We start from the raw sequence: 11,748 nt of genomic DNA, 5'->3' as shown, positions 1-11,748 counted from the left end.
CAGTAACTTCGCCAGAGGGCGAAACTGCGGCGAACGGGCGCCGCGACCGGACCGTCCAACCTCAAAACGCGAGAAAGAGCAGATACGGGACCGCGAACAACAGGACTGCCATCCCGAGGATGATGAGCGCGTAGGCGGCGAACGTGCTCCCGGCGGTGACGAACGAAGAGTGGCTGAGTTCAGATCGGAGGTCGGCGGCGTCCATACCGCGTTGTTTGGACAGTCCTATTTATACATATCGCTCAGTCCGAGTCGATAGTTCCGGCCGCGTTCAGTCCAGGATCTCGACGATGCGCTGTGGCTCGCCCGATAGCGAGGGGCTCTCCTCGATCAGTTGGAGCACCTCGTGGTCGGTCACATCGGGGTAGCTCTTTCTGGTCGCCTCCTCGATGAGCTCTTTTTCCATCCGGAACTCGGTCCCCTCGTAGACGACGTCGACGCCCTCCTGATCGAACGATAGAACGGTCATACAACGCGTTAGCCGCTCTCGTTTATAAGGGCGGCGGGATCGACCCCGCTTGTTCTGTCAGCCGTGCGTCTGACGCCGCCGGAGAGATTAAGACGCCCGCCGAACACCACTCATCCGTGTTCGGGTCGGACCCACTCGAGGAACTCGTGATCCCGGACGGGACACACGTCAAGGAACACGACCTCGTCACCGACGGTGACGTCCTCGTCGGCGGGCAGAGTGCCATCGAACTCGGCGTCCGCGCCGGCGGTGTTGTGGCCGGCGAGCGCGTCAGCTTCGGCGGCGACATTGAGGCCGACGGCGACTGTCGGCTCGACATGTGGTGTGAGGTGGACGGCAATGTCCTCGTCGGGAGCGACGCCTATCTCGGCGAGCGCGTCCACATCACGGGTCAGCTCATGGTCTCAGGCGACCTCGACATCGGCGATGACGTCGACATCGACGAGGGGTTCGAAGCCAACGGCTGGATCGTCATCCGGAACCCGATTCCGACGATCGTCTTCCTGTTCGTCTACCTCTCGCATCTACTCCGGATCGGTGAGGAGGAAGCCGCCGAAGAGGTCGCGGCGGCGGCCTTCGCCGACGACTCCGAGGCCGACCCCGCGCGAATCCCCCGGGGTGCCCGCGTCTCCGACGACGCCTGGCGGGTCTCGACGCCGGCGACTATTGGTGATGACTGCCGGCTGCACGGCAACATCCGCGCCACAAAAATCGAGGTCGGGATCGACACTGAGGTGTTCGGCAGCCTCCGGTCGAAGGGCCACATCCGTGTCGGCCCCAGAACGGTCGTCCACGGTGACGTGACGACACGGAACGGCGACGTCCGGATCGCCCCCGATGTCCACGTCCGCGGTGATATCTCGTGTGAGCGATGCGAACTCTCCGAGACCGCCGATGTTGACGGGACAATCCGCGCGAGCGAAGGCATCTCCTTCGAGGACCCGCCCACGTCCGGCACTGAGGTGGATGCTGGCAAGGGCGAAGACAGTGCGGACGACGGGGTCGGACCAAGCGAAGTGTCCGAAACCACTGACGGGGACGGCTCCGATGCCGACCCGAAACCGGCCATCGTCCCGCTCGGCGAGGGAGCGTTTCCGGTCCACGAGAAGGGAGGTGCCGACGCCGAATCGGGGACGGACGCTGCCGACGACTCGGACCCCTATCCGGACACCGACGCCGATGTTGGCCCCGAACCGGCCGTCCGTCCGATCGAGGACAGCGACGCCGAGTGGGATTTAAGCCACGAGAGCGACCGAAACGGGGACGGCGGTCCCGAGGATGTCGCGGCAATCATCGCCGAGGCCGAGGCAGACCGCGAGCAGAGCGATTGATATATTGCGCGCCGGTGCGCATCGGTCAAAGCCACGACGACGGGCACCGGGACACATATACGGCTCCCACCGGTAGCCGGGGTATGATTTCGGTCGCCCTCGCCGGCAAACCGAACGCCGGCAAGTCGACGTTTTATAAGGCCGCAACGAGGGCCGATGTCGACGTCGGGAACTACCCCTTCACGACGATCGACGCGAATCGTGGCGTCAGCCACGTCCGGACGCGGTGCCCCTGCCTCGAGCTCGAATCGCGCTGTGATAGCGAAAACTGCCGGGGCGGGAAGCGCTACGTCCCGATCGAGTTGCTCGACGTGGCCGGCTTAGTTCCCGGCGCACACGAGGGCAAGGGCCTCGGTAACCAGTTCCTCGACGAACTGACGAACGCCGATGTCATCCTCAACGTCGTCGACGCTGCCGGCGGGACGAACGCCGAGGGCGAACCGGTTGAGGTCGGCTCGTACGACCCCATAGAGGATGTCAACTTCGTCGAACGGGAGATGGACCTGTGGCTGGCGGGGATCGTCGATCGCAACTGGGAGACGATCGAACGACAGTCCCGTTCCCCTGAGTTCGACATCGAGTCGGCGCTGACTGAACTGCTCACCGGCATCGGCGCGAGCGAGCACGATGTCGCGGCTGTTCTCCGGCAACTCGAGTATCCCGACGACCCGATGGCGTGGGACGACGCCGTCCGCGAGGAACTGGCCCGGTTGATCCGGGCCCGGACGAAGCCCATCGTCGTCGTCGCGAACAAGGCCGATATCGCCCCGCCGGAGAATATTGAGCGCCTCCGCGAGGCCGCCGACCGAGTGGTCCCCTGTACCGCGGCGGGCGAACTCGCACTTCGGGAGGCCGCCGACGCCGATGCCGTCGACTACGATCCCGGCGATGACGACTTCCAGATCGTCGGTGACATCTCCGACACCCAACAGGAGGGCCTCGAACGCGTCCGGGGCGTCGTCTCGGAGTGGGACGGAACCGGGGTCCAAACCGCCCTCGACGAGGCGGTCTACGGCGTCCTCAATCGGATCACCGTCTATCCAGTCCAGAACGAAACGCACTGGAGCGACGGCCAGGGAGGCGTTCTCCCCGACGCGTTCCTGTTGGCGTCCGGCGCGACGCCACCCGACCTCGCCTTTGCCGTCCACTCGGACATCGGCGAAGGGTACCTCCACGCTGTCGACGCCAGGCGGAGCAGACGGATCGGTGAGGACCACGAACTCGCTGAAGGCGACGTAATCAAGATCGTCTCCACGGCGAACTGAGACGGGCCGTCGTGGTCGAGATTGAACGGCTGGCGCGTTTCTGAATAACGCACTCGGTCACTACTGGCCGACAGCGCGGCCGGATTGCTCTTGAATCTCGAGTGCCCACACGTTGGTGTTCTCTTGAAGTTCGTACTCCGAGAAGAGGTTCGATCGGTACGCGTTGTCGGCCATTGCGTCGCGCGCGGTATCCCACTCGTCGATCGTGATTCGATCCAGTGGGCCGGCAACAATCACGCTCCGCCACGACCCATCGGGGTTGATATCGAACGTAGTGAAACTCGCTTCGCTGGCCTGTTCGGCATACACTTCCTTCCGGAGTTCCGCGCTTGCGTCGAGGAACACGAAGTACAACCTGTCGTCACCGCCGTACCCGAAAGATAGCGGGACGCCGTACGGCACTCCATCGGCACTCATCGAGAGAACTCCGATGCCAACGTCCCTTAGTACGTCACCGATCTCGGCCTCGTCCATCTCGATTCCTAGTAGCGACTGAAACTCTGGCATACGATAGATACACACTCACACGGGCGTGTTATAAACCTCGGGGCCTCACCACCTGCTCGGAGCGTAATCCGTTCGCTACGACCTACGTGGCCCACAGATTGGACGCCGATCAGCAGTATCTTGGACATCAACCGGATCGTAACCGCGCGCTGACTGCTTCAGTTGTTTCGAGTAGGGCTACTTCGTTCGCCTCACGCCAGTTTCGATAGATCAACCGACCAGTTGAGCGGCTTGCTTGACACTGAACCATTTATTCATGGAGGCTGTACTGTGCCGTATGAGTGAGATCGACTCGGATACAATGATGATCGTTGCCGGGGTCGTCTTTAGCCTGTTGGCCCTGATAGAGCTGTACCCAAGCTGGAAAAACACCCGAGACGACCGAGCGACATGACGACCCCCGAAACCGCGTTAGCCGGCGACCAAGGTAGCGGTCGTCGTACCGCGTGATTCGGCCGACGACTAGTACCTTTGTCCGTTGAGTGCGTGTCGATGCGTCGGGGTCGGTGTTAATCTGCGGTTCGTCAGGCCAGCGGTCTCGCTGGCACCGCGACGGTCAACGAAAACTGTGCCCGCCTCAGTCCTCGGTTTCTTCCAGGGCTTGTTTGATTTCTTCGAGCTTGAAATACGACGCGAGAGCCAGGATCGAGGTGGGCCACAGCCCGACGAACTGCCCTCGCTGCTTGTCGCCACGGACGTAGTAGAAGTACAGGGCGAGCATAACGGAGCCCACTGATGCTATCACAGCAGTACTGACGCCATCGGTGTTGAGCTCTTCGAGCGCTTCGGTCGTCGGTTTGTCGGCCGAATCTCCCATATGCTATGTTATCCCCGGATAGTAAAATGAGTTCCTATACAGCATCGGTGAGGTAATTCGGTACTGACCAGCAATCTGCAGCGTCGCCGCCCAAAGCGGGCACCGGAATCACGTTGCGTTCCGTTCGCTTCTCCAGATAGCGAGAAAAATAGCCACCGAGAGCGCAATCATCAGTACAGCGAACCGCTGTTCACCGCCGACGCTGAGCCGTGTGCCCATTGAATACATTGCGTGTTTCAATACGGTTGTTGCACATATACCGCTTTGCCACACTGTTCAGCTGGTATATGAGACTCACGACTGGTCGATACCCAACGGCACTGTGCTATCCGATTCAGCCAGCGTTGACTGAACCGGTAGTATAATGAGCTTCATACGACATCGTGGTCGGATGGAACCCAAACACCCCCACTGGCGGCGGAGGTACAAACACCGGCCGCTGCTCGCTCACTCGTTCCGGGGGTTCGATGGATGGTAGTCGGTGTCGTACTCGCCGGGGCGGTCGTCGATCCGGTCCGGGTTGATCCGCCCGCCCAACAGCATGAAGTCGAGCACCGTCAGGTACAGCATGGCCTCGACGACCGGAACGCCCCGCGGCGGTAGGACGGGGTCATGGCGGCCGATGACCTGTGCGTCGGTGACGACCTCGTCCGCCTCCCAGTCGGCGGTCTGTTGCTGCTTCGGGATCGATGTCGGCGCGTGCCAGGTCGCTTCCCCCCAGATCGGCTGGCCGGTTGTGATGCCGCCCTGAAGCCCGCCGTGATCGTTGCCGACTGGAACGGGATCGCCAGCCTCGCTTTCGGTTTCGGGGTGGTCGCCGTCGTCGAACGTCCAGTCTTCGTTGCGCTCGGAGCCGGTGACTGTCCGGGCGTCGGCGCCGAGGCCGAACTCGACGTGAGTCGTTGCGGGGATGGAGAACATCGCCTGCCCGAGCCGGGCGGGGAACGAGTCGAACCGCGGCGCGCCGAGGCCCCGTGGGACGCCGCGAACCTCGAAGGCGATCGAACCGCCGATCGAGTCGCCGGCCTGCTGGTACTCGTCGATCAACTCCCGCATCTGCTCTGCCGTCTCGGGGTGGCCACACCGGACCTCGTTTGCTTCGGCGTGTTCGCACATCTCCTCGAAGGAGATGTCGGGCGCTTCGACGTCGCCGATCTGGTTGACGTGGGCCTTGATCCGGATGTCGTACTGTGACTGTTCGAGCACCTGCTTGGCGACCGCGCCAGCGGCCACCCAGTTGACCGTCTCCCGGGCCGACGACCGCCCACCACCGCCCCAGTTTCTGGTGCCGAACTTCGCGGAATAGGTGAAGTCGCCGTGGCTCGGCCGCGGCGCGGTGATGAATGGTTCGTACTTGCCCGACCGGGCGTCCTTGTTCTGGATGACCATCCCGATCGGCGTCCCGGTGGTGTAGCCCTCTAGTGTCCCTGAGTTGATCCGGACCTCGTCGGGTTCGCCACGACTCGTCGAGATCTTCGATTGCCCGGGCTTGCGCCGGTCGAGTTCGCGCTGGATCGCTTCCTCGTCGAGTTCGACGCCGGCCGGACAGCCCGAAACCGTGACACCCATCGCATCGCCGTGGCTCTCCCCGTACGTTGTCATCTGAAAGAGCCGCCCGAATCGGTTTCCGTTCATTACTGATGTGTACGGACGGGGATGGTTTATGTTTTCTACTCGCGGGGGGCACCTCGGTGTCTGTTTGAGCGATTGTCGAAGCCATCTCTGCTTCGTGCGGTGTCGTCCGTCGATCGACGGTCTTATGTTCCGGAATTTATTATTAGTGAAAGGTTTGTGTATGCCCTACAAAACGGGACTCTCCTACGACGACGTGCTCGCCGTCCCACAGCGCTCACCCGTCGACAGCCGCGACGATGTCGACCTGTCGACAGAACTAGCCGACGGCCTCGAACTGTCGCTCCCCATCGCAACCGCGGCGATGGACACCGTCACCGAGGCTGAGATGGCCCGCGCCGTCGCCGAGGCCGGCGGCTTAGGCGTCGTCCACCGCTTCCTCCCGATCGACGAGCAGGCTCAGATGGTCGGGGATGTCGCCGCCGAGGGCCTCCCGATCTCCGGTGCGATCGGGATCGCCGAATCGTACCTCGATCGGGCGGGATCGCTCGTCGACGCCGGGGCGAGCGCGCTCGTTCTGGACGTCGCCCACGGTCACATGGACCGGGCGATCGAGGTGACTACCGAGCTGACCGGAACGTTCCCGGACACGCCGATCTGCGCCGGCAACGTCGCCACCGAGGCCGGCGTTGCGGACCTTGCGGACGCGGGCGCGGACTGCGTGAAGATCGGCGTCGGCCCCGGGTCGCACTGCACGACGCGCGAGGTGACTGGCTTCGGCGTTCCACAGTTCACCGCGGTCGAGCGCTGTTCGAGCGCCGCCCGCAAGCACGGCGTCACGACGATCGCCGATGGCGGGATCAGAGGCTCCGGCGACGCGGTCAAAGCGCTCCTGGCCGGCGCGGACGCCGTCATGATGGGCGGGTTCTTCGCTGGGTGTGCGGAATCACCGGGGGAGATCATCGAAACGGACGGCCAACGCTACAAGCGCTCGCGGGGAATGGCGACCGCCGCAGCCGCCGAGGACCGAGAGGACAAAGCCGGTGATGTCGAGGCCGAGGAGGGCGTCGAGGCCATCACGGAGTACACCGGCCCCGTCGGGCCGCGGCTGGCGGAGTTCGCCGCCGGCCTCCGCTCGGGGCTCTCGTATGCCGGCGCACACGACCTCGAAACCGCCCGCGAGAACGCCGAGTTCATGGAGGTTCGGCCGACCACGAACCGCCGAAACGGCGCGCACGGATTCGCCGGTCGGGAGTAGAGACAACAGTTCGCCGTCGATCGGCGCGTCCGTCCCAGTGTATCGATACTTACGCTTCGGTAAAATCGACGCCCAATTGCGAGAGCAAATCGAAGAATCCGGGGAAGGAGACGTCGACGTCCCCCGCCCCCTCGATCGTCGTCTCGCCGTCGGCGATGAGGCCGGCGATGGCGAGCGACATGATGATCCGGTGGTCGTCGTGACCTCTGACGGTCGCGCCCTCTAGGTTCCCGCCGTGAACGACGAGTTCGTCCGTCGATTCCTCGGTCTCGATCCCCAGTCGGCCGAGTTCGGTCGCCATCGCAGCCACCCGGTCAGTCTCTTTCAACCGGACGTGCGCGCAGTCGGTGATCCGGGTCGTCCCTGTCGCTGCCGCGCCGAGCACAGCGATCGTCGGCAGCAGATCCGGGGTGTCCGCGACGCCGACCTCGATTCCCTCGAGATCGGATCGGCCGACGGCGATCTCGCCCGCGTCGCGATCCCACTCGATCGCCGCCCCCATCGATTCGAGGAGTCCGACGATCGCGCTATCGCCCTGTGCGCTGGGATATGCACCCTCGACGACGAGTTCGTCTTCGGCGGCGAGCGCGCCCGCGGCGAGGAGATACGACATCGATGAAAAGTCTCCGGGGACGTCGTAGCCACCGCCGGCCGGCGCGTACGTCTGCCCTCCGGCCACCGCGAACCCTGCAGCCCCGGCGGCCTCGATTTTGGAGTCGTCCCCGCCGACGACCGACGCATCAACGCCGAACGCGTCCAGCACCTCAAGGGTAATGTCAACGTAAGGTGCGGATTTGAGTTCGGTCGTCAGTTCGATTTCGACCCCCTTCTCGGTCGCCGCCCCGGCCATCAATAGCCCGGTAATATACTGCGAGGAGACATCACCGGGGATCGAGACCGACCCACCAACTGTTCCGCCACCGACGACCAGCGGGGCCTGCCCGTTCGCCCGCGTCGAGTCGGCCCGGATACCGAGTTGCCCGAGCGCATCGAGCAACGGTCCCTGCGGCCGCGACCGAAGCGAGGCGTCGCCGGTCAACACCGAGAGCCCCTCAACCAGTCCGCCGGCCGCCGCCGTCAGCCGCATCGTCGTCCCGCTGTTCGCGCAGTCGATCACGTCGTCAGGCGTTTTCGGATCGCCGTCAAAGCCGACGATCTCGAAGTCGCCGTCGACACGCTCGGTCTCGCCGCCGTAGGCCTCAACGGCGCGGGCGGTCGCAGCCGTGTCGGCGCTGAACAGCGGATTCCGAACCGTTGCGCCGTCGGCGTACCCCGCCGCAAGGATAGCCCGGTGGGTGTAGCTCTTCGAGGGGGGTGCACGTGCGGTGCCGCAAACGCGTGAGGGGGAGATCCGAACGTCCATACCGGTGGGTCTCAGGGGGTCGGCAAATGCCTGCCGACTCGGGAAGGTATCTCAACGGCGGGAGTCCTTTCCCCGGGACCGGGCCCTGTCTCGATGCAGCCCCAACCCCCCGCCGGGTAAGCGCTTTGTGCTCGCCGCCCCGGATATCGGTATGGACCCGAATCTCTCAAAACTCGACGCTTTCCTCTCGGAGGCGGGCGTCGACGGTTACCTGATCGAGGCTGATGGTGAGACAGCGGATCAGCGGTATCTTTCGGGCTTTACCGCCCCAGACCCGTTCGTCAGCCTGTACACCGGAGAGACGACAATTTTACTCTCGGCGCTCGAATACGGCCGAGCGAAACGCACCGCGAGGGCCGACCGCGTCGAGCGACATTCGGCGTACGACCACCGAGCGAACGTCGCCGAGTACGGCTCTCGAGAGGGCAAACATCGGACGCTCGCCGCGTTCCTCGAGGCCCACGGCGCCGACTCGGTCGCGGTACCGAGTGATTTCCCGGTTGGGACCGCCGACGGCCTCAGAGAGCACGGTATCGCGGTCGAGGCTGATCCTGACGGCGTCGTCGGCTCGATCCGTGCCCGGAAGGCTGAAGAAGAGATCGAACACATTCGGACAACGCAGCGCGCCAACGAGGCGGCGATGGCGCGCGCAGCGGACCTGCTCGCGTCGGCGACTGTCGCAGACGGGGCCCTACGCGTCAACGACGAGCCGCTGACGGCCGAACGGGTCAAACGGGCGATCGAGATCGAGCTACTGAAACACGACTGCGCGCTCGACGAGACGATCGTCGCCTGCGGTGCCGACGCCGCCGATCCGCACAACCGTGGTTCAGGGCCGCTCTCGGCCGGCGAGGCGATCATCGTCGACATCTTCCCACGATCGAAAGAGACCGGCTACTACGCCGACATGACCCGGACGTTCTGTGTCGGCGAGCCGACAGAGACGATCGAACGCTGGTACGATCTCACCCACGAGGCTCAACGGGCCGCCCTTGACGCCATCGAGGCCGGTGTTTCCGGCAGCGATGTCCACGACGCGGTCTGTGACGTGTACGAGGACGCGGGGCTCCCAACACTCCGGGCCGACGAGACGGCCGAGACGGGTTTTATTCACACCACGGGACATGGCGTCGGCCTCGACATCCACGAGCACCCGCGGCTCTCCGAGGAGGAAACGGAACTTGAGGCCGGCAACGTGGTGACAGTCGAGCCGGGGCTGTACGATCCCGAGGTCGGCGGCGTTCGGATCGAGGATCTCGTCGTCGTCACCGAGGATGGCTATGAGAACCTCACGGATTATCCGACGGAGCTGGTCGTCAACTCGGGGGGGTGATCGGCATTCGACCGCCCGCGACGATGCGGTAAGCTACAAACCCCGCCGCGACATATCTCCGATGGCGGCTGTGATGACGCGTCTACCCCCGCTCCGAGCCCCGTGTGACGACGCCCACCTCTGAGCCGCCGTTTTGTGGACACGCGCCGAGACGAACCCCTTTTGAACGACCGCGAACAACCGGATTCCATGCAACTGCTCGTCGTTGGGGCGGGGGAGATGGGCCGGTGGTTCGCCCGCCAGAGCGGCGCCGACGCGGTCGCGTTCGCCGACCGCGATTCGGCGACAGCACGCGAAGCGGCAGCAGCGAGCGCGGACGGGCGCGCCGTCGACCTCGACACGGAGGAGACGTTCGACGCCGTCTGCCTCGCGGTGCCGATGTCGGCGGTGCCGGCCGCGATCGAGACGTACGCGGGTCGGGCGAGCGAGGCGATCGTCGACGTCTCGGGGGAGATGCGCGACACCGTCGCTGCGCTTCGGACCCACGCCGATGGGCGCGAACGGGCCAGCTTCCACCCGTTGTTCTCGGCCGGGAACGCTCCGGGGAACGTTCCTGTCGTCGTCGATCGCGCCGGGCCGACGGTCGATCGGATCCGTGCGGCGCTATCGGATGCAGGCAACGAGGTCTTCGAGACGACGCCAGCAGCACATGACCGCGCGATGGAGACCGTCCAGGCGAAGGCGCACACTGCTATTCTAGCGTACGCGCTCGCCGCCGAAGAGGTCGATCCCCGGTTTCACACCTCCCTCTCGGAACCGCTTTCGGAACTCGTCGAGGGGACCCTTGATAATACGCCCGAGGTGTATGCCGAGATTCAGGAGCGATTCGAGGGCGCGTCGCCGGTCGCGGAGGCCGCAGCCAGAATCGCCGACGCCGATCACGAGTCGTTCGTCGATCTCTACGGGGAGGCGGGCGAGTGAGCATTTATAAGGGGTGGATGGCATGACCGACACCGCCGGCGTCCTCGACACCGCGAAGTATCTCCGGTCGGTCCGGCCGATCGATCCCGAGGAGATCTACGAGTACGTCGAGGGGCAACCTCACCCCGCGGTCGTCCGGCAGACACTGCGCGAGCACGCCTTCGAACTCGGGATCGTCGAGTGTGAGGACGGGACCTTCGTCCCGGTCGAAGAGGGGCCGATCGAGCCGACGTTCCGCGGCGTCGAGCGGTTCCCGGAGGCGTACGCGCGGCGCTTTGAGGACCTGCTCGTCGAGCGCTACGGCCCCGGCTGGCCCGAGGACGATGCGGGCGAGCGACTCCGCGAACGCATCGACGGACTGAAAGTCGCGTACTTCGCCGATGAGTCTGTCACCTACGACGAGGAGACGGCGCTCGCCTATGCGCTGTATCACCTTCCGGACTACTACGCGGCGATCCAGTACGTCCTCGACGAACTCGGGCGGGCGGGGCTGCTCTCCCGAAAACTCCGTGTGCTCGACGTCGGCGCGGGTGCCGGCGGCCCTGCGCTCGGGATTCACGATTACCTCCCCGACGACAGCCTCGTCGAGTACGACGCCGTCGAACCCAGCGCCGCGGCCGACGTTTTCGAGGCGATGCTGGCCCCGACGCGGCCCGGATTTGCCACGACCGTTCACCGCAAGACCGCCGAGACGTTCGACCCCGAGGGCGAGTACGATCTTGTCGTCTTCGGGAACGTCCTCTCGGAGGTCGACGCGCCGGTTTCGGTCGTCGAGCGCTACCTCGACTCGCTGGCATCCGGCGGGACTGTCCTCGCGCTCTCGCCGGCCGAGGAGCGGACGGCGACCCGCCTCCGCGAAATAGAGCGCGACCTCCTCGCCCACAACGAGGAGCTAGCAGTCTATGCGCCGAC

12 protein-coding genes are annotated in these 11,748 nt (G+C 64.8%); 6 read left to right on the top strand and 6 right to left on the bottom strand.

The genetic code is table 11. The features are described from left to right. Positions 1–61 precede the first annotated feature (61 nt). Both ACI944_RS06635 and ACI944_RS06630 read right to left on the bottom strand, forming a co-directional pair. Complete coding sequence (locus ACI944_RS06635; RefSeq protein ID WP_411718268.1) at positions 62–205, bottom strand: hypothetical protein; 144 nt, start codon at positions 203–205, stop codon at positions 62–64. Positions 206–271: 66 nt separating this feature from the next. Next, positions 272–469, bottom strand: coding sequence for a DUF5800 family protein (locus tag ACI944_RS06630; protein WP_411718267.1), 198 nt, complete (start codon positions 467–469; stop codon positions 272–274). A gap of 116 nt (positions 470–585) precedes the next feature. Here ACI944_RS06630 and ACI944_RS06625 point away from each other — a divergent pair, with 116 nt between their 5' ends. Continuing rightward, a complete protein-coding gene (locus tag ACI944_RS06625) occupies positions 586–1,800 on the top strand; it encodes a polymer-forming cytoskeletal protein (protein WP_411718266.1) in 1,215 nt (404 codons plus the stop codon). An 83-nt stretch (positions 1,801–1,883) separates the two neighbouring features. Further along, positions 1,884–3,065: a redox-regulated ATPase YchF gene (locus tag ACI944_RS06620; protein WP_411718265.1), complete on the top strand. Its 1,182-nt coding sequence runs from the start codon at positions 1,884–1,886 to the stop codon at positions 3,063–3,065. A gap of 60 nt (positions 3,066–3,125) precedes the next feature. Here the strand turns inward: ACI944_RS06620 and ACI944_RS06615 are convergent, their stop codons facing one another. From ACI944_RS06615 to aroC, 3 genes are all read right to left on the bottom strand, one after another. Further along, a complete protein-coding gene (locus ACI944_RS06615) occupies positions 3,126–3,572 on the bottom strand; it encodes a pyridoxamine 5'-phosphate oxidase family protein (RefSeq protein ID WP_411718264.1) in 447 nt (148 codons plus the stop codon). A 577-nt stretch (positions 3,573–4,149) separates the two neighbouring features. After that, on the bottom strand, positions 4,150–4,389 hold the full coding sequence (locus ACI944_RS06610; protein WP_411718263.1) for a hypothetical protein: 240 nt from the start codon (positions 4,387–4,389) through the stop codon (positions 4,150–4,152). A 447-nt stretch (positions 4,390–4,836) separates the two neighbouring features. Next, complete coding sequence (gene aroC, locus ACI944_RS06605; RefSeq protein ID WP_411718262.1) at positions 4,837–6,024, bottom strand: chorismate synthase; 1,188 nt, start codon at positions 6,022–6,024, stop codon at positions 4,837–4,839. 160 nt (positions 6,025–6,184) lie between these two features. Between aroC and ACI944_RS06600 the strand changes: the two genes are divergently transcribed. After that, positions 6,185–7,219: a guanosine monophosphate reductase gene (locus ACI944_RS06600; protein ID WP_411718261.1), complete on the top strand. Its 1,035-nt coding sequence runs from the start codon at positions 6,185–6,187 to the stop codon at positions 7,217–7,219. 49 nt (positions 7,220–7,268) lie between these two features. On the opposite strand, the gene aroA is transcribed toward ACI944_RS06600, so the two are convergent. Beyond that, the gene (gene aroA, locus ACI944_RS06595; RefSeq protein ID WP_411718260.1) at positions 7,269–8,582 is read right to left on the bottom strand and encodes a 3-phosphoshikimate 1-carboxyvinyltransferase; all 1,314 of its coding nucleotides are present in this window, start codon (positions 8,580–8,582) and stop codon (positions 7,269–7,271) included. A 151-nt stretch (positions 8,583–8,733) separates the two neighbouring features. On the opposite strand from aroA, the gene ACI944_RS06590 reads away from it, so the two are divergent. The 3 genes from ACI944_RS06590 to ACI944_RS06580 form a co-directional block, all read left to right on the top strand. After that, a complete protein-coding gene (locus ACI944_RS06590) occupies positions 8,734–9,915 on the top strand; it encodes a M24 family metallopeptidase (RefSeq protein ID WP_411718259.1) in 1,182 nt (393 codons plus the stop codon). A gap of 189 nt (positions 9,916–10,104) precedes the next feature. After that, positions 10,105–10,836, top strand: coding sequence for a prephenate dehydrogenase (locus tag ACI944_RS06585; protein ID WP_411718258.1), 732 nt, complete (start codon positions 10,105–10,107; stop codon positions 10,834–10,836). 22 nt (positions 10,837–10,858) lie between these two features. After that, on the top strand, positions 10,859–11,748 hold an 890-nt coding region (locus ACI944_RS06580), incomplete at its 3' end, for a methyltransferase (protein ID WP_411718257.1).

It is taken from the genome of Natronomonas sp., from assembly GCF_046710025.1.
Lineage (GTDB): Archaea > Halobacteriota > Halobacteria > Halobacteriales > Haloarculaceae > Natronomonas.
This window is presented reverse-complemented; position numbering and strand designations above follow the sequence as displayed.